Annotated in this window: 16 protein-coding genes and 1 pseudogene; 12 read left to right on the forward strand and 5 right to left on the reverse strand. The window is 70.3% G+C overall.

The window, feature by feature from the left end; translation table 11 throughout:
• Positions 1-109: 109 nt before the first annotated feature.
• The 5 genes from AB0F81_RS13140 to AB0F81_RS13160 all read left to right on the forward strand — a co-directional run bounded on the left by AB0F81_RS13140 (position 110) and on the right by AB0F81_RS13160 (position 4748).
• Positions 110-955, forward strand: a complete 846-nt coding sequence (locus tag AB0F81_RS13140; RefSeq protein WP_360195653.1) for a universal stress protein — start codon at positions 110-112, stop codon at positions 953-955.
• Between the two features lie 83 nt (positions 956-1038).
• A complete protein-coding gene (locus tag AB0F81_RS13145; RefSeq protein ID WP_360195656.1) occupies positions 1039-1581 on the forward strand; it encodes a hypothetical protein in 543 nt (180 codons plus the stop codon).
• A 76-nt stretch (positions 1582-1657) separates the two neighbouring features.
• Positions 1658-2512 carry a universal stress protein gene (locus AB0F81_RS13150; RefSeq protein WP_360195658.1) on the forward strand — a complete coding sequence of 285 codons (855 nt, stop codon included), beginning with the start codon at positions 1658-1660 and terminating at the stop codon, positions 2510-2512.
• Positions 2513-2578: 66 nt separating this feature from the next.
• Positions 2579-3865, forward strand: coding sequence for an FAD-dependent oxidoreductase (locus tag AB0F81_RS13155; protein ID WP_360195661.1), 1287 nt, complete (start codon positions 2579-2581; stop codon positions 3863-3865).
• A gap of 181 nt (positions 3866-4046) precedes the next feature.
• The gene (locus tag AB0F81_RS13160; RefSeq protein ID WP_360195663.1) at positions 4047-4748 is read left to right on the forward strand and encodes a VIT family protein; all 702 of its coding nucleotides are present in this window, start codon (positions 4047-4049) and stop codon (positions 4746-4748) included.
• Between the two features lie 29 nt (positions 4749-4777).
• On the opposite strand, the gene AB0F81_RS13165 is transcribed toward AB0F81_RS13160, so the two are convergent.
• The 3 genes from AB0F81_RS13165 to AB0F81_RS13175 all read right to left on the reverse strand — a co-directional run bounded on the left by AB0F81_RS13165 (position 4778) and on the right by AB0F81_RS13175 (position 7712).
• Entirely contained in the window at positions 4778-6154 is a 1377-nt protein-coding gene (locus tag AB0F81_RS13165) for a HAMP domain-containing sensor histidine kinase (protein ID WP_360195666.1), read from the reverse strand.
• Entirely contained in the window at positions 6144-6839 is a 696-nt protein-coding gene (locus AB0F81_RS13170; RefSeq protein ID WP_360195669.1) for a response regulator transcription factor, read from the reverse strand. The genes AB0F81_RS13165 and AB0F81_RS13170 overlap by 11 nt, the downstream gene beginning before the upstream one ends.
• A 414-nt stretch (positions 6840-7253) precedes the next feature.
• Positions 7254-7712 carry a nitroreductase family deazaflavin-dependent oxidoreductase gene (locus AB0F81_RS13175; RefSeq protein WP_360195672.1) on the reverse strand — a complete coding sequence of 153 codons (459 nt, stop codon included), beginning with the start codon at positions 7710-7712 and terminating at the stop codon, positions 7254-7256.
• 262 nt (positions 7713-7974) lie between these two features.
• Here AB0F81_RS13175 and AB0F81_RS13180 point away from each other — a divergent pair, with 262 nt between their 5' ends.
• The 5 genes from AB0F81_RS13180 to AB0F81_RS13200 all read left to right on the forward strand — a co-directional run bounded on the left by AB0F81_RS13180 (position 7975) and on the right by AB0F81_RS13200 (position 14638).
• On the forward strand, positions 7975-9129 hold the full coding sequence (locus AB0F81_RS13180; protein WP_360195675.1) for a site-2 protease family protein: 1155 nt from the start codon (positions 7975-7977) through the stop codon (positions 9127-9129).
• Positions 9130-9157: 28 nt separating this feature from the next.
• Complete coding sequence (locus tag AB0F81_RS13185; protein ID WP_360195678.1) at positions 9158-10048, forward strand: ABC transporter ATP-binding protein; 891 nt, start codon at positions 9158-9160, stop codon at positions 10046-10048.
• A 5-nt stretch (positions 10049-10053) separates the two neighbouring features.
• The gene (locus AB0F81_RS13190) at positions 10054-10848 is read left to right on the forward strand and encodes an ABC transporter permease subunit (protein WP_360195681.1); all 795 of its coding nucleotides are present in this window, start codon (positions 10054-10056) and stop codon (positions 10846-10848) included.
• A gap of 16 nt (positions 10849-10864) precedes the next feature.
• The gene (locus tag AB0F81_RS13195; protein WP_360195684.1) at positions 10865-13396 is read left to right on the forward strand and encodes a GNAT family N-acetyltransferase; all 2532 of its coding nucleotides are present in this window, start codon (positions 10865-10867) and stop codon (positions 13394-13396) included.
• Positions 13397-13489: 93 nt separating this feature from the next.
• Complete coding sequence (locus AB0F81_RS13200; protein WP_360195687.1) at positions 13490-14638, forward strand: glutamate--cysteine ligase; 1149 nt, start codon at positions 13490-13492, stop codon at positions 14636-14638.
• 15 nt (positions 14639-14653) lie between these two features.
• Here the strand turns inward: AB0F81_RS13200 and AB0F81_RS13205 are convergent, their stop codons facing one another.
• Positions 14654-14932, reverse strand: a complete 279-nt coding sequence (locus AB0F81_RS13205) for a hypothetical protein (RefSeq protein WP_360195689.1) — start codon at positions 14930-14932, stop codon at positions 14654-14656.
• A 187-nt stretch (positions 14933-15119) separates the two neighbouring features.
• Between AB0F81_RS13205 and AB0F81_RS13210 the strand changes: the two are divergent.
• Positions 15120-15890: pseudogene (locus AB0F81_RS13210) on the forward strand (universal stress protein); the annotation flags it as partial.
• A 50-nt stretch (positions 15891-15940) separates the two neighbouring features.
• Here AB0F81_RS13210 and AB0F81_RS13215 read toward each other — a convergent pair.
• On the reverse strand, positions 15941-16834 hold the full coding sequence (locus AB0F81_RS13215; RefSeq protein ID WP_360195692.1) for a universal stress protein: 894 nt from the start codon (positions 16832-16834) through the stop codon (positions 15941-15943).
• A 367-nt stretch (positions 16835-17201) separates the two neighbouring features.
• On the opposite strand from AB0F81_RS13215, the gene AB0F81_RS13220 reads away from it, so the two are divergent.
• A partial coding sequence (locus AB0F81_RS13220) for an HAD-IC family P-type ATPase (protein WP_360195695.1) occupies positions 17202-18514 on the forward strand: 1313 nt, incomplete at its 3' end.

Here is an 18514-nt window from a genome sequence, read left to right on the forward strand (position 1 = left end):
GTCTGCGCCGACTTTCGTCCGGTCTCGGACGACAAGATGATCTCCCTGCTCGCCGAGGGCGCTCAACTTGTGAGCTTGAACCTCCAGTGACCGTGTAGAGGGGGGCGCCATGAACATCCGGGAACCGATCCTCGTCGGCACCGACGGGTCGGCAAACGCTCAGACGGCAGTCGGTTGGGCCGCCGTGGAAGCTATGCGACGCGACGTCCCGCTGACCGTCCTGCATGTGTACGACGAGACGTGGCCGTCCATGCCTGGCCTGTCCCGGCGTCATCCGTCCGGAGCGGCCACCGATCATGCGGAAGCCGTAGTGGTCGATGCGCGGCGTGCTGTACGCACCCTTACGCCGGCTGTCGCCGTGCACACCGAGATCGCCCCCGGCGACCCGGCCGCCGTGCTGCTGCAGCACGCCGCTGCGGCTGGCCTTCTCGTGGTCGGTCATCGGGGCCGTGGCGGATTCACCAGTCTCCTGCTCGGGTCGGTGAGCGATCGCGTCGCCGCCCGAGCGCCGTGCCCGGCAGCCGTGGTTCGCGGCCGGGCGATGGCCTTCACCGGTCCCGTCCTGCTCGGCGTGCACGACTCCTCCGGCGGCCGATCAGCGGTCGGGGCAGCCTTCGGCGCGGCCGACGTGCGAAAGGCTCATGTGCTCGCCGTCCGCGCCTACCGCGAGCCGATACCGACGGTAACGGTGACGCCAGGAGTGCCGGTCCTCTCGCCTCTCGACACCGCACGCCTGGAGAAATCCCTGGCCGACGAGCTCGACGATCTGCTCGCACCCTGGCGCCGGGAATTCCCCTCCGTCCCGGTCGAGACCGTGATCAGCCCCGGCTCCCCGGCCGGTCTGCTGGTCGGTGCGTCCCATCAGGCACAACTGGTCGTGATCGGCGGAGGCGGCTCCGTCGGCGGACAACTGTTGCACCACGCCGACTGCCCGGTTCTCGTCACCCGCGGGTAAACCGGCCTTCGGAACGGGACGGGCGGCCCTGGCTCCCCGGTTCCCGAGGGCGATAGGCATGGATGAGGAACAGGAGGTGCCCGATGTCCGTCACGACCCGGCCGCGGCGATCCACCGCCCGGCACACGCTGACCGCCAAGGACGTCTGGACCGCGGTGACGCACGCGTCGTTCGCCGTCATCAGCCATGTGACACCGGCCGGCGCGCCACGCTCAAGCGGTGTCGTCTACGCCGCTGCCGGTGACCGTCTGTACATGGTCGTCGCCGACAACAGCTGGAAGGCCCGGCACATCCGCGACGAGGGACTCGTCGCCATGACCGTACCGATCCGGCGGGGTGGCCTGCTGTCGTTGATCGCACCCATACCGCCGGCCACCGTCAGTTTCCCGGCAGTGGCGACCGTCCACCCTGCCGCGATGCTGGACCGCGTGCCCCGGCTGGCCCGCTTGGTGCCGCCCGAGCGCCGCGCGGGCTGCGCGGTGCTGGAGATCCGTCCCATGGGCCACTACGTAACCTACGGCTTGGGCGTGCCACTGATGCGCATGCGCGACGCGCAGCGCGCCCGCGCCCGTGTGGCGGTCAACGACTCCGCCCACAAGCCTGGCCAGGCGACAGTGCGGACGTGAGTCAAATCAAGAAGGGATAGCAGGACCCGGCGGCGCGCTCCTCGCGCGGCGTACAGCACCGGAGGAGGTCCGCACCGTGAACAGAAGGATCCTCATCGGATACGACGGCTCGCCCGACGCCGACGCCGCCCTGGCCTGGGCGCTGGACGAGGCGACCCGGATCGGAGCGCCCGCTGAACTGCTCTACGGGGAGGAGTGGCCGCTCTGGGTGCCCGGCGCCAACATGGTGCCGCTGCAGTCCACCCGCTCGGAGAGTTATGCCGAGCAAGCCACCCGCCGCATGCTCGACAGCGCGGTGGCCTGGGCACGGCAGACCCATCCCCTGGTCCGAGTCACCGCCACCACGGCACGCGTCCACGCTTCGGTGGCCCTGATCGAGCGGTCCCGGCAAGCCCGGCTGATCGTGATCGGCAGCCGCGGGCACAGCGTCGTAGCGAATCTGTTCGGCTCGGTCAGCTCCGCAGTCTGCGCCCACGCCCGCTGCTCTGTCGCGGTCGTGCGCGGCGACGCCCGCACCACCGCACCGGTGGTCGCCGGCGTCGATGGCTCCGCCCTTGCCTCACCTGTACTCATCTTCGCCGCTCAACAGGCGGCCGAGCGCAAGGCCCCCCTTCGGGTGATCCGCACATGGCCGCCGGTCACCGGCCTCTGGGAGAGCAGCAGCCTGATCACCCGCATCGTGACGGAGCACGAACGTGAACCATTCGACACTCTCGTGGCCGCCGTCCGAGACACCTACCCAGACCTCGACATCGCGGGTGAGGCCACGGTCGCGCACCCCGCCACCGCGCTCACCCGCGCCGGCGCGACCGCCCAGTTGCTCGTCGTCGGCAGCCGGGGACGCGGAGCCATTCGCGGAATGTTCCTCGGTTCCGTGAGCCAGCACCTGCTGCGCCACGCCGCCTGCACTGTCGCGGTCGTGCACATCTGACCCGGCCTGAGCACGGCACGACCCTCAACCCCGCCCTCCGGCCTGCCGCAGCTGCTTTCTCCTCCTATGGGGCAGGCAGCGCGGGACCTAAGACCCTGCCGTCAAGATACCCCCGGGGGTATCTTGGCAATGACGACGATTGGAGGCGTCATGCGGGCAAAGGTTCTCGTTCTCGGTGGCAATTTCGGTGGACTGACGGCCGCAATCGCGGTGAAGCACGAATTGCACGGTGATGTCGACGTGACCGTCCTCAGCGACCGTGACCATTTCCTTTTCAATCCCTCATTGATCTGGCTGCCCTTCGGCAAGCGGGAGAAGGCTGACATCACCTTCTCCGTCGGCCCGACCTTCGAAGCGGCGGGTGTTGACTTTGTACAGGACGCGGCTCAGCACATCGACCCGGAGACCCACACGGTCCTGACGGCCGCCGGCCACGTCCTCTCCTACGACTACCTGCTCATCGCCACCGGGGCCCGCGAGGACCTCGACGCCGTCGACGGGCTGCGGGAGAACTCACACACGATCACCACGTTGGAGGGCGCGATTCGGACCGGCGACGCGTGGCGTGGCTTCCGGGAATCGCCGGGCGACGTCGTCATCGGCGCGACCCAGGGCGCGAGCTGCTTCGGCGCCGCTTACGAATTCCTGTTCAACACGTCGTACCAGCTGCGCAAGGCCGGCCTCAAAGGCGAATCGAAGATCACGTACGTGACCGCCGAGCCGTTCCTGGGACACTTCGGCATCGGCGGCCTTCCGCACGGCGAGCAACTACTCAAGATGTTCCTCAAGAAAGAGAACATCGCCTTCCGTACGGACACGAGCATGGCCGCCGTCGACGACGGTGCGGTCGTCACCACCGACGGCGAGAAGATCCCCTTCCGGTTCGCGATGATCGTGCCGCCTTTCAAGGGCCAGGTGTTCCTCACCGCCACCGCGGGACTCACGAACGCGACCGGATACGTCGAGGTGCGCGACACGTACCAGACCTGCCGCTGGGACGACATCTACGCGGTCGGGCTCGCCGCCGCGGTACAGGCCCCGTGGACCACGCCCACGCCGGTCGGAGTACCGAAGACCGGCCTGCCCACCGAACAGATGGCTCATGTCGCGGCCCGCAACATCGCGGCTCAGATCCGCGGGCAGGCGCCGGCCGACCACAAGGACTTCGGCGAGATCCCGGCAGTCTGCGTGATGGACGCCGGCAACAACGGCGTACTGATCCTCGCGGACCGGATGCTGCCGCCGCGCAAGCACGGCTTGCTCGTGCCCGGCCCACAGAACCACGCCGTCAAGCTCGCCTTCGAGAAGTACTACCTGTGGAAAATGAAGAACGGCCACGTCAGTCTCCCCTGAGGACCGGCTCTGGCTCCGCCCTGCAGGCCGACGAGCTGCCGGTAGGGTGTGTCCGGTCCGACCGACGATCACGTCGCTGACATTCCCGTCTCTCCCGGTTGTCCCTGACCTTTGACGCTGGGCGCGTCCCGACAGCTTCACATTCCCGAGTCCAACCGGTGTTCTAGGAGCTTCCTTGGTCATGCATCCTGACGAGCCACACGACGTCAGTGTGTCCGGGCGGTTGAACTGGCTACGCGCCGGCGTGCTTGGCGCCAACGACGGCATCGTGTCGACCGCGGGCCTGGTGATCGGCGTGGCCGGCGCGACTGCCTCAGCAGGGCCAATCCTGACCGCGGGGGTGGCCGGCCTGGTCGCCGGTGCAGTGTCGATGGCGTTGGGCGAGTACGTTTCGGTCAGCAGCCAGCGCGACACCGAGCAGGCGCTGCTCGAGAAGGAACGCGGTGAACTCGCGGAATTTCCCGAGCAGGAGTTCGAGGAACTGGTCGCACTCTATGAGGCGAAAGGGCTCAGCGCGGCAACCGCCTGGCAGGTGGCACGCGAGTTGTCCGACAAGGACGCCTTCGCAGCGCATGCTGAAGTCGAACTGCACCTCGATCCGAACCAGCTGACAAGCCCGTGGCAGGCCGCCGGCGCTTCCGCGGTCGCGTTCACCACCGGTTCGCTGCTGCCACTGGCGGCGATTCTGTTGCCACCGCCTGAAATCCGGGTCGTCATCGCCTTCATCGTGGTCGTCGTCGCACTCGCCGTCACCGGGTACGTCAGCGCCCGGCTCGGCGGCGCCCGCCCGGGGCGGGCCGTGCTGCGGCTCGTCGTCGGTGGGGCGGCCGGCATGGCGATCACGTACGGCATCGGCGCACTGGCCGGCACCGCGTTCGGGTGAGTCCGCCGGACGGGTCGCGAGGGGGTCAGTTATGCCGATCCGGGAATCCGCCCGGGGCGAGCGCCGGCCGACGGAAGCCGGATCGTGACAGTCACGCCCAGGCCAGCCGGTGAATCAAGGGCGACGGTACCGCCGTGGGCAGCGACCAGTTCCCGCACGACCGCCAGCCCGATGCCGCTACCGCTACCAGAGATCCGCGTCGCATCGCGGCCCCGCCACAAGCGTTCGAAGGCGTGCGGCAGCTCGTCCGGCGGAATCCCGGGGCCGGTGTCAGCAACCGTCAGCACCGCCGCGTCCCCCTCCATCCGCGCCTCGATGTGTACCCGGTCGCCGGACCGGCAGTAGCGTGCCGCGTTGGCCAGCAGATTGGTGACTGCCTGGTGCATCCGGTCAGGGTCGGCGCGTACCGGGACGTCCACGTCAAGGTTGGCCGTCACGGTGATCTCTGCGGCATCCAGCCGGGGGCGCTGGGCGGCCAACGCGGTCGCAGCGATCTGGGCGAGATCGGTGTCGGCCAGGTGAAGGGACAACGCGGCCGACTCCGCGGCGGACAACTCCGCAAGATCCTGCACGGTCCGGCCCAGCCGCAAAGTCTGGACGTGAAGCGCGGCCAGCCGGGCCGGATCGGCCGGCTGCAGGCCGTCACGCAGTTCCTCCAGGCCGGCCTGCAGCCCGGCAAGCGGCGTACGCAACTCGTGCGCGATGTCCGCAGCCAGCCGGCGCCGCACGGTCTCGGCCCGTACCACCTCGTCGGCCATGGTGTCGAAGGCCAGGGCTACCTCCCCGAGCTCACCCGGCGCCTGCGTGTGGGCGCGCGCGGCACGCTCACCGGCCGCGAACCGGCGGGCGGCCTCAGCGAGCGCCACCAACGGCCGGGCAAGGCGGCGCGAGACGTACGCGCTGACGACCAGCCCGGCCAGCAGAGCGGCCCCGGCGGCTCCGACCACCCACGACCAGGCGACCGTACGCCCTTCCGGTGTTCCGGCCGGGAACGCCAGCCGGACGCTACCGACCTGCTCACTGCGGACTGTGACAGCCATTTCGACGATGTTCTCCGAGCCGTGTGAGCCGCCCATGCCCGGTCCCATGCCGTGTCCGGGCCACACCATGCCGCCGCCGGCGTCGCGGACGATCAATCGGGCGCCGGCCGCTTCCGCGATCGCCGACGCGCCGGTGAGATGCGCACGGCTCCAGTCACCGGATCGCGCGTACGCGTCGGCGGCCGCCGCGGCCACCCGGGCGGTGGCCTGCCGGCGCTCCTGCTGCTCGGCAACGGCCAGACCGCGGTCGGTGGCGACCAGGGCGGCGACGGTGAGCACCGCCACCGACGAGAGCGCCACCAGTAGGAAGGCGGCCAGCAACCGCCGGCCCAGTGGGCCGGTCAGCGCCGTACGATCACCGGTCACGTGGCCACCCCAGGCGGTAACCGACGCCGAGCACGGTCTCCACGATCTGTGCGGCATCACGGCCCAGCTTGTGGCGAAGGTTCTTCACGTGCGAGTCGACGGTGCGCTCGTACCCGGGGTACTCGTAGCCGCGCACCTGGTTGATCAGCTCGTATCGGGAGTACACCCGGCCCGGCGTAGTGGCCAAGGCTGTGAGCAGCCCCCACTCCGTCGGCGTCAGCTCCAGCCTGAGTTCGTCAAGGTGCACCTCGTGGCGTGCCGCGTCCAGCCGCAGCCGCCCGCCGCCGAAGGTCACCGCGTCCGCGGCGTCCGCGCCGCTACCACTGGCACGATGCAGCACCGCCTCGATGCGCAGCACCAGCTCGGTCGGCGAGAACGGCTTGGTCACGTAGTCGTCCGCACCCCGGCGCAGCCCGTCGATGCGGTCGTCGACGCTGCTGCGCGCGGTGAGTACAACCACCGGCACGTCCCGGCCCTCCCGGGCAGCCGCCAGCACTTCGCGCCCGTCGAGGTCTGGCAGACCGAGGTCGAGCACGACCAGGTCGACTCCACCGCTCGCCAGCAGGGCGATGGCCTCGGCACCGGAGCCGGTGGAGTGCACCCGGTAGCCGGCCCGCTGCAGATACCGGCGGACCAAATCTCGCAGCTCACGGTCGTCCTCGACGACCAAGACCGCACCTGGCACGCCTCCAGACTGCGCTCCGTGCGTCTCGCGGACCAGGGCCGACAGACCTGCCGTCCGATCGAGGTGTCCCGCCCGGCGGCACGATCGGACCCGCCGATCGCCGACCTGCCAGACAGGACTGATGGCCCTGACGTGCGCCAGCCGGACCAGGCACCCTGGACCGTACGAGCGATGGAAGGAGGGCGTCATGTACAACCAGATGAAACGCGTCCCGCGGCCGGTCGCTACCTTGGTGCTCGACCGTCCACCAGCATTCACCGTGACCGACTCACCGCGAACGGCCTGCCGGCCTTCACCGCAGGATCGCAGTACACCCTTGGCACGCCGCTGGCGACTGCGTTGCGCCCACACACGATGATCGGTGCGCCCCTCGGCACACCAACGGCCCTGGCCGGTTCGGAGTCCTGCTTCGGATCAGCGGTCAGGGCTGAAGTTTGCTGCGAGCGGGGTCAATGCGAACACTGGATGCGCCGCCGCCTCAGCGATGAAGTCCGCCACCGGCGCATCCACACCGGCCCGGAAATACGGCCTGGTCGCGGACGCGATCCGCACATAACGCTTGAGCACCGGACCGGCCTCCTCGGCGGAGACCTCCCGGATCTCGTAGTCGGCGGTGCAGCGGCCCCGCCGTAGGCCCACCCGGCCCGCGGCGCGGGCGTTGAGCACCCAAGGAACCGGTCCGTAGGGCGCCACCAGATACCGGCCCTCGACCTGCTCCACGATCACCACCGGAGTGACGCGCAGCAGGCCGGTGCGGCGGCCACGGGTGATCAGCAGGTGTGCCGGCCCGACCCCGGCGCGGGCCAGGAATCGGAAGACCGCGTCGCCGATCCGGTCGGCGCGAGTCAGCTTCCGCACGGATGTGCCTGACATCAGGGCCCCCTCCGCATCGACGTTCGCGAGCTGAATCCATCACAGCGCGAACACCGCCACAGCACCAGGGTCCGAGGCCATCGATCCGGGGAACCCGGCAGCTCGACTCACGTCGATAGGGACCTACGGCCCTGGCCGCCCCGAACCGGCTGCGTGACGCTGAGTGGGAAGCGTCCATCGGACGGAGGCGGCCGGATCGCAACGGCCGGAATTGGAAGCGCCGGTCGGCACGGCGCAGACTGATGCGAAGAAGGTGGTCGCCGTGCGGCAGACCATCCGCCTCGGCACTATCCGCGGGATCCCGGTAGGCGTCCACTGGTCCGTACTGCTGATTCTCCTGCTGCTCACCGACGGCTTGGCGATGAGCCTGCTGCCCACGCTCGCCGAGGGTTATCCGGCCGGCGCGTACTGGCTGACCGCGGCCTGGGTCGCGGCGCTGTTCCTGACAGCATTGGTCACACACGAACTGGCGCACGCAGTGACCGCTCAGCACTTCGGGATCAGGGTGGAATCGATCACGCTGTGGGCGCTCGGCGGCGTCTCGACCCTCGACGGCCGGCCCCGCCATCCCCGCGCTGAACTGCTCATCGCCCTGGCCGGCCCGGCGGCCAGCCTGCTCGCTGCGGGCCTGTTCGCCGCGGCAAGCATCCCGGCCGGCCTGATCGGCTCGGACCTGCCCCGAACCGGTCTCGCCTGGCTCGCCGGCGCCAACCTCGTACTCGCCGTCTTCAACCTGCTGCCCGGTGCACCGCTGGACGGCGGCCGGGTCCTGGCCGCGATCCTGTGGTGGCTCCGCAAGGACCGCGCCGCCGCGCGGCACGCGGCTGCACGGGCCGGCGGCCTGTTGGGCATCGTGCTCATGGGTCTGGGTGCCGTGCTGGTTTTCGGCTACGCGGCGATCGGCGGATTCTGGCTGGTACTGCTCGGCTGGTACCTGAGTTACGCCGCCCGCGCGGAGGAGGCCGCAGCAGACTTGGCGGAGTACTTGGACGGCATACCTGTCAGCGAGGCCATGTCCGCTCCCGCGGTGTGCGGATACGCCGGGCACACCGTGTCCGAGTTCATCGCCCGCCCCGCGCGGCTCTGCCCGCACCGCGCGTACCCGGTCACCGACATCGACGGCCGTCTCGCCGGGGTTGTCACCATCGCCCAGCTGACCGCGATACCGCAGCGCCGGCGGATGACGACGCGGATCGCGGAAGTCATGGTTCCGGCCTCCCAGGTACGCGTGACTGGCGCCGACACACCGTTGCTGGACGTCATAGGCGCGCTCAACAACCGGCTACGGACCGTCGTAGTTGTCGAGCAGGACCGGCCGTGCGGCGTGCTCACCACGGGGGACGTAACCCGGTTGGCAGGCGTGGCCCAGCTCGGCGGCCTGCCCACGGGACGTCACGGTGTCGGTCCAGCCTCCTGATCACATCGACATCGACTGGAGGACAGAAGTGCAGACCGCGATCCAGACCTGGCAACTGAGCAAGAGCTACCACGGTCGCCCGGCACTGCAAGCCATGGACCTGGCCGTGCCGGCCGACGTCGTCTTCGGCTACCTCGGCCCGAACGGTGCCGGAAAGACCACCACCATCCGGCTACTGACTGGGTTGCTGCGACCCAATGGCGGCCGCGCCACGGTGGGCGGGCACGATGTCGTCCGCGACCGCGAGCGGGCCCAGCGGCTGATCGGCTATCTACCAGGGGACTTCTTCGGCTATCCGCAGCTGACCGCTGCGGCGTACCTCGACTATCTCGGCCATCTGCGCGGCGGCCCGGACCGGGCACGCATCCGTGCGCTCGCCGACCGGCTCGATCTCGATCTGAGCGTCCGCATCGGCGCCATGTCGCACGGCACCCGGCAGAAGGTCGGCATCGTGCAAGCGTTCATGAATTCGCCCGCGCTGCTGGTCCTGGACGAGCCCACCGCCGGTCTCGACCCCCTCGTCCAGCGCGAATTCCTGACGCTGGTCCGGGAGGCACGCCAGGACGGGCAGACCGTCTTCCTCTCGTCCCACAATCTGTACGAGGTGGAAGCCGTCGCCGACGAGGTGGGCATCCTGGTCCGCGGCAGCCTGGCCGTGGTCGAGGCCGTCGACAAGCTCAAGGCGCAGGCGGTACGACGGCTCGACCTGACCTTCGCCGGCCCACCGCCGGTCGACGTGCTGCACCGCGTCGCCGCCGCCCGCCAGATCGCGGTCTCCGGCAATACCGTCCACCTGGTCGTCGAGGGGCACACCACGGAGCTGCTGAGCGCCACCGCCCCGTACGGCATCGAGCAGATCGTCACGCACGAGCCGGACCTGGAGGACATCTTCCTGAGCTACTACGACACGCGGAAGTGATCGCGATGCGTTCGGTCTTCGTCAAAGCTCTGTACGACCAGCGGCGTTCCCTGCTCGGCTGGGGCATCGGCCTGACGCTGCTGGTGCTGTTGGAGTCCGCCCTGTGGCCGTCGATCGGCAACATGCCGGACCTGCAGGCGTTCCTCGCCAACTACCCCGAGGCGATGCGCGAGTTGTTCAACCTTGAGGACTTCGGCACCGGCACCGGCTTCCTGAACGCCGAGTTGTTCAGCGCCATGGTCCCGGTTCTGTTCCTGACCTATGCGATCGGCCGCGGCGCCCGCGCGATCGCCGGCGAGGAGGAGTCCGGCACCCTCGATGTGCTGCTGGTGACCCGGGTGACCACCGCCGGCCTGCTGGTCGAGCAGGCAGCCGCCCTCCTGGCCGGGCTGCTGGCTCTAGGCACCGTGCTCTACGCGGCGATTCTCGCCGGCTCGGCACTGTTCGGCCTGGAGGTCGGCGTCCTGCCACCGTTGTCGGCGACGCTGGCGACGGTGCTGCTGGCGTTCGAGTTCGGTTGCCTCGCGCTTGCCGTCGGTGCGATCACCGGACGGCGGGCGGTGGCGATCGGTGTCGCCTCCGCGGCCGCGGTCGCCGCGTACCTGCTCTACGTGGCCGGTGAACTGGTCACCTCCGTCGAGTCGTGGCAGCCGCTGTCGCCGTTCACGCAGGCGATGAGCGGCGGCCCGATCGGCGCCGGCTTCCAGGTGGCGTACCTGGCGATGCCAGCGGTGGCGGTTGTCCTCGTGGCGGCGGCGATGCCGCTGTTCGCCCGGCGCGACATCGCCGTGGCGCACTGAAGAGGAGGCCACGGCGATGGCGACCACCCCGCCTGCGGTGACCGACGACCCGCGAGGCGTCGACGCCCTGGCCGCCGACGGGACGATCATCACTCTGCGGCCGATCCGGCCGGACGATCGGACGGCCCTCGCCGACCTGTACGGTGACGCCTCCGGCAGCCTCGCCGTACGATTCTTCAGCCTCGCCGACCGTGCCGCCCGCAACGCTGAGATCGACGTCCTGTGTCTGCCGGAGACCGGGCAGCGTCTGGCGCTCGCCGCATGGGATGGTGCCGAGCTGGTCGGCGTCGCCTGTTGCGCACGTCTCGGCACGGGTGGTGACAGCGGTGAGATCGCCGTACTCGTCGCCGAACCTCATCACGGCCGCGGCATCGGCACGCTGCTGCTGGAGCATCTCGTCACCCGTGCACGCCATGCCGGGATCACCCGCTTCCTCGGTGACGCACTGACCGGCGACAGTGCCGTGGTGCGCCGCACGCGCGGCACCGTTCCGGTCACGACCACCGATCTCACCGACGTCGAGGTGCTGCAACGGGCGGTCGGCGTTCGCGACCGCCCGGTGGAGCAGAGCTCGCTGCGGGCGTTGCTGGCACCGCGGTCGGTGGCCGTGATCGGCGCGATGCAACGCCGCGGCAGCACCGGTTTCGAGACCGTGCGGGCGCTGCACGACTACGGCTTCCGCGGTCGCCTCTACCCGGTCAGCAACACCGGGCGCCCGGTGTGTGGCGTTCCCGGCTATCGCAGCATCGCCGACCTTCCTGAATCCGTCGATCTACTCGTCGTCGCCGTACCGGCTGAGCGCGTGCCGCAGACTCTGTGCGAAGCCGGCCGCCACGGCACCCACAGCGCGGTCGTGCTCAGCAGGTGCTCCACCGACGGTCCAGCGGGCCGGCGGGAACTGCGGCAGATCGCCCGCCGCTACGGCATCCGCCTGATCGGACCCAACAGTCTCGGGGTACTGAACACGGATCCACAGGTACGGCTCAACGCGAGCATCTCGCCCGCTCGCCCACTCACTGGTGGCCTGGCGGTGGTCGCGCAGTCCGCCGCCGTGGGCATCGCGCTGCTGGAGCACGCGGCTCGCAATGGATGTGGTGTCACCAGCTTCGTCTCCCTCGGCGACGGGCTCGATCTCAGCAGCAACGACTTGATGAGCTATTGGTACGCCGACGCACGCACCCGCGTCGTCGCCCTGCACCTGGGCTCCTTCGGCGACCCCCGGACGTTCGCCCGCACGGTCCGAGCGCTCGGCCGCCGCAAACCCGTCCTGGCACTCAGCGATCAGCCCGGCACCGTTCACTCCTCGGACGGCCTCTACGCCCAGGCCGGCATGATCCGGGTAACCAGCCTGGATGAGATGATCGACACCGCGCGGATCCTCATGGAGCCGTTGCCGGCCGGCAATCGGCTGGGCATCGTGGGAAACGCCGAAGGTCTCACGGCGCTGGCGGCCGACGGCGCACGGACCGCCGGGCTCGTCGTCACGCCGCTGTCGCTTTCGGTTCGCCGGCAGTTGTCCGGCAAACGTGACAACCCGGTGGACCTCGGCGCCGACGCGACCCCCCAGCAGGTTGCCGAGACCGTCGACATCGTCGCGACCAGCGGAGAGATCGACATCCTGCTTGTCATGGTCGTCGGAACCCGCACCAACGTTCCCTCCGCCATCATGGCCACGCTGGCCGAGGTCCTGGACAACCGGCCCCAGCTCACCGCGGCCGTCGTGCTCACCGGCAGCGCCGACGACCTGCACCGCCTCGGAAACCGTGGCACGCCGGTCTACCGGCAACCGGACCGGGCGCTGCGGGCCATGGCCAACGCGTACCGCTACGCAAGGTGGCGTCGGGAACCTCTGGGGCGGTGGGCGCCGCTCGGCGGCATTCAGACCGAGCAGGCCAGGAAACTCATCGAGCAAACGCCCACCGACCGCGGCGGCTGGGTGCCACGCTCGGCTGCGGTGGACATCATGGCCGCCTACGGCATCGCCGTGCTGCCCGCCGCGTACGCCAGCACCGGGGTGAACGCGGTCGCCGCGGCCGAACGTCTCGGTTACCCGGTGACCCTCATGCCCGGCCCGGACCCGGTTTCGTCGAGCCACCGCGGCGCCGTGCGGCTTGATCTGAACAGTGCCACCGCGGTCCGTGAATCGTTCGAGGCCGTGACCCGGTCCAGCAGCCCGAGATCCGGGGTCCTCGTCCAGCATCAACTCACCGCGCCGATGGAACTGGCCGCCACGATCACGCAGGACCCGGCCTTCGGGCCGGTGGTCGGGCTCGGCCTCGGCGGTCGCCACACCGACCGCGACGGCCGGGTGGCACATCTGGTCCCGCTGACCGACCTCGACGCCGCCCGGATGTGGCACCCGCTGCAGCACCCGTCATCGGTCAACGCGGTCGCGGTCGAGGACCTTCTGCTGCGGCTCGGCAAGCTCGCCGAGGAACATCCGGAGCTGGCGGAACTCGACCTCAGTCCGATGCTCGCCGGACCGAACGGTGTCATCGCCACGAACGTCCATCTCCGGCTCACCACGGGAGGTTCGGCGACCCGCTGACCGCGCCGTCGCCGCGGTTCAGGTCGTTCGCCCCTGTGCCGGGCAGGCCGGCCCGGCAAGGCTCGAAAGGGGAGACCACGTCGGGAGGACTCCATGCCGGCTACGAATTCCGTGCAGACACCATCCCAGCTTGAGCTCGGCCCCGCGGCGGGCACCGTGACATTCGGCGTGGAAGAGGAGTTCCTTCTCCTCGACCCCCTCATAGGATGGCCGGTGCCGGTCGCTCCGGCGCTGCTGCGGTTACTGCGGGACCACTCGGGTCCACGAGCGGAGCTGATGCGGTACCAGTTCGAGACGGCCACCGCCGTCTGCACGAACACCGGTCAGCTGCGCCGGGAGCTCGTTCGCCTGCGTACGCTCGCGGCCTCCGGCGCCCGGTCGATGGGCTGCCGCCTGATCGCCTCCGGCACAGCTCCGTTCGGCGCACACGGCTTGTCCGCGCTCAGCGCCGGACCACGTTACCGGGCCATGGCCCTGCGCCATCCCACGTTGACCGCAATCTCCGGGGTCTGTGGCTGTCACGTCCACGTCGGTGTGCCGTCACGCGACCTCGGTGTGCGGGTCCTCGCGCGGCTGCGGCCATGGCTCGCGACGCTGCTGGCGATCAGCGCGAACTCCCCCATCGCCGGCGCCCGTGACACCGGCTGGGCGAGCCACCGGTACGAGGTGCACTCGCAGTGGCCGACTGCCCGCGCGCCCGAGGTGTGGCGGGACGCCATCGAGTACGACCAGGCGGTCCAACAGTTCCTGCGGCGCGGAGCCGCGATCGACGAACGAAGTGTCTACCTGCTCGCCCGGTTGTCACCCCGCTGCCCGACGGTCGAGGTCCGCGTCGCCGACACCTGCCCGGACATCGACACGACGATGCTCGTGGCAACCCTGGTGCGGGCGCTCGTCACAGCCGCGGTGACGGAGATTCACGCCGGGGTGCCGCCGGTCCCGGCCCTACGGCCATGGGTGGTCGACGGCCTGCTCGCCGCGGCCAGGAACGGACTCGACGGACTCGGCGTCGACCCGTTCACCGGCCACACGACGCCGGCCTGGGATCTGGTGGCGAGACTGCTCGATCAGGTGGGCAAGGCTCTCGCGCAGCTCGGCGACACGGCGACCGTGGACTCTCTGCTGGCCCGACTGCGCGAGCGCGGAACGGGAGCCGCGCGGCAACGGCGCCTGTGGATCAGTACCGCGTCGGTGCCGGAGGTGGTGGCCGGGCTCGCGGCGATGACCGACGCCACGCACTGAGGCACAAACCTGAGGTCAGGCGCAGGCGCCCGGGCGGTCATTGCCGGGCACCGACATCGGGTTGCGTTCATCGTCACGTTCGGCCAGCCGGGCCAGAGCGTTGCGGTATTGATCTTGACTGATCTCTCCACCGACGAGCTGCGCCGCCAGGACGCCCTCCAGGGTGGTCGGGGCGGCCTTCTCGGCGTCGGCTCTGACCTCGCCTTCGGCGTTTGCGGAGTCGCCCAGCCTCGGCCATAGAAGCATGACGGCAGTGATGATCAGAGTCACCGTGATGATGACCAGGTACGCCATCGCAACCACCTCCATCCATGCCACATCATCGGACTGGATTGACCATGATCGACAGGGACGAAGGTCCCGGCGCCGGGGACCGGCCGGCCGGTGCGCCCAGCAGCGACCAATGGCCCTGTCGGATACGGCACGAACAGCGCAACGGTGGGGAGGATCCCGTTCGCCACCACGGCTCGGAGGGATGGACATGAATACCAGGCCCACCGGATTGATCGTCGTCGGCGTCAACGACTCGCCCGCCAGCCGGCAAGCGGTCGAGGCAGGCGCACGCGAGGCCGCCCTGCACCATTGCCGGCTGGAGTTGATACACGCATTCAATTGGATGCCCAAGCTCACCCACGCCGGCGCACTCGACCCGCCCGAGCACCGGGAAGCCCTGATCCGCCGGGCAACCGCTGATGCCCGCAGTATCGCTCCGGACGTGCCGATCGAGACCCGGTCGATCGAGGGGTCCGCCGTCACCGCGCTGCTGCGCAGGGCCCGGACCGCGGCGCTCACCGTGATCGGCGACGGGGACATGCTCACCACCACCTGTCTGCCGCCCGACGCGCTCACCGTGCAGGTCGCGGCTCGCGCCGCCGGTACCGTGCTGGTCACCCGTACGACACCTGCGACGGACGGCCCGGTGATCGTCGGCGCCGACGGCTCGGCCATCTCCGAAACCGTGGTGGAGTTCGCCTTCGACGCGGCCGCCCGACGGCGCGTGCCGTTGGTCGTGGTGCGGGCTTGCGAAAGGTGTGGTTCCGAGGATCGTGCCCGGCCGGCTTTCACCGCCCTGGAACGCAGGTATGGGCTCACCGCCGAGCTGCGGGTCGTCGCCGGTCATCCTGACGTGATCCTGCGCCGGGCCGCGCACGAGGCCGGGCTCATGGTTGTCGGCGCACGCGGTGACCGGCCCTATTCCGGGCTGCTGGGCTGGATCGCACAGACGATGCTGCATCACTCCCCCGCACCGGTAGCGCTGGTCAAGGGCCTTATGCCGCAGGGTTGGACATCGCCTGCAACGGATTACGAGCGAGCGGTGTTCGCCGACGTCACGTGCTCGAGGTCCGTTCCGGGCCATCCCGGTGGCACCAGCAGAACCGGGCACAGCCGGCGTCCGCCCGGCGAAATGCTGCCGATGCTGTAGAGCATCTCGACGAACCAGCCTTTACGTCCTCGACCAGCCACCAGGAGGCGGCCGCGCCGTGACGCCCGTTCGAGGGTGTAGGCGACTTCCGCCTCGCTGATGAGCAGTCGCTCCAGCGCCACATCCGGCCAGGTCCCGCCTCGACCGGTGAGCGTCCCTGCCAGACGGTCCTCGGCCTGACGCCGGTCGTTCTCGGTTTCGTCGCTGGATTCGCCTGGCGTCCAGACGTGTACCGCCACGAGGGGGCATCCGGCACGCGACGCGGCCTCGTAGGCGCAGCCGACCGTCGCGGTGGTACGGCCGGAAGCGGCGACGACGACCGGCCCTCGGGAGGCGATCGGCCCGCGGTACACCAGCAGCGGACAGCGGCTGTGATGCGCCACGTACGCTGCGGTCGAACCCCAGGCGCGCCCGGAGCCGGCCTCGTCACGGTGTCCCACGACAAGCAGGCTGGCGCGCTCGGATCGCTGGATCAGCGCCTCGGCGGCGCTGTCGTCCATCCACTCCGTCCGCACCCGCAGTCCGGGCAGCGCATGCCGGGCCCGGCGAGCCGCGAGATCCAGCAGATGGCGGCCATCGGACGGATCCGGTCGCACGGCGCGGAGCCGCGGCAGGCCGCTGCGCCGACCGGGCCATGCGTGCACGATTTCCAGCGGCACGCCCCGAAATGCGGCCTCGGCGGCCGCGGCATCGACTACCTGCAGTCCGTCCGGCACGTCATCGACGCCGACCACGACGGGCAGCTCTTCTTCGACCGACACGACTTTGCGCATACCCGCACGGTAGGCCGCCCAGCGACGCGCGCGGCACGGCCGACCGGCATCAACCGGCGGTCCATTGGACCCCGGTACACGCGCGGCGTGAGCTCGCCGGGCCGGTCGGGACCTACGGCCCTGTGCGCCGCGCCCGTCACGAGCAACGCTTCATTCAGGCACCCACCGCCGGGCCGACCCCCCTCGGTCACCGACTCCGGTAACCCAATGAGTGGCCGTCGAGCCACCAGACCCACCGTCGTCAAGACGGGAACGGCACCGGTGATCGCGGCCCGGCAGGTGGGCGCCGCAGACATCCCTCGACCAACCGGTACGGCCGGGAAGGGCAGCGGTGATGATGAGCCCCGTCGAGGCGGCAGGTCCTGCCATGCAGGGCCTCTCCAGCGCACAAGCAGCCGCACGGCTCGCCGAGGACGGCCCCAACGTGGTCGCCGCGCCGCCCCGGCGCAGTGTCGCCCGCCGCGTCGGCCGGCAACTGGCCGACCCACTCGTAGCGCTGCTGCTGGCCGCCGGAACCGTGACCGCCGCGCTCGGCGACCTGCCGGACACCCTGATCATCCTGCTCGTGGTGAGCGTCAACACGGTGATCGGCGTGGTCCAGGAGGTACGGGCGGACGCCGCGATCGCCGCCCTCGACCGGCTCGCCGCACCGATCGCCCGAGTGGTCCGCGACGGCTACGACCAGCTCGTCCCGGCGGCAGAACTGGTCCGCGGCGACCACGTCCGGCTGGAGGCCGGCGACGTCATCCCCGCTGATCTAGAACTGATCGAGACACGCCGGGCCACGTTCGACGAGTCGGCGCTGACCGGCGAGTCCGTCCCGGTGCACCGGGACGCCGCCGAAATCGCCGGCGCCGGCACTGTGCTGGCCGGCGGTCGGGCAGCCGGAATCGTGATCGCGACCGGACCGGCCAGCGCCCTCGGACGCATCTCCGACCTGGTAGCCCGGACCCACCCGGGCCCGACACCGTTGCAGCGGCGCATCACCGCCCTCGGGCGCATCCTCGGCGTGACCGCGGTCGTGGTGTCCTCCGTGGTCTTCGCCGCCGGCGTGCTGGCCGGGCAGCCGGTGATGCGAATGGCGATCACGGCGGTGAGCCTGGTCGTTGCCGCGGTGCCGGAGAGCCTGCCGGCCGTCGTCACCCTCGCCCTGGCGTTGGGGGCCCGGCGGATGGCCCGGACCCGGGCGATCCCGCGCCGGCTGCACGCCGTGGAGACGCTCGGCTCGGTCACCGTGATCGCCTCCGACAAGACCGGGACGCTCACCGAGAACCGGATGGCCGTGCAGCAGGCGGTCACCGCGGACGGCGACCGCTACACCGTCACCGGCGCCGGATACGACCCTGACGGCACGGTACTGGGCCCCGGCGGCGAGTCCCTGCGAACGCTGGCCCGGGCCGGGGCGTTGTGCAATGACGCGAGCCTGCTGGCGCCCAACGACGAGCGCACCGCGTGGGCCGCCGCCGGAGACCCGATGGAGGCCGCGCTGCTCACCTTCGCGGCCCGCTGTGGACTCGACCCGGACACCGAACGGGCCACCGCGCCCCGCGTCGCGGAGCAGCCGTTCGACCAGGGCCGACGCCGTATGACACTCCCTGTGTCAACCTCAGGCAGCGAGCAGATCGTTTTGTCCAGGTTGAATGAGGCGTACGGCGTTGCCGTGCCGGGCGGGATCGTAGG

Source organism: Actinoplanes sp. NPDC024001 (genome assembly GCF_040638955.1).
Classification (GTDB): domain Bacteria; phylum Actinomycetota; class Actinomycetes; order Mycobacteriales; family Micromonosporaceae; genus Actinoplanes.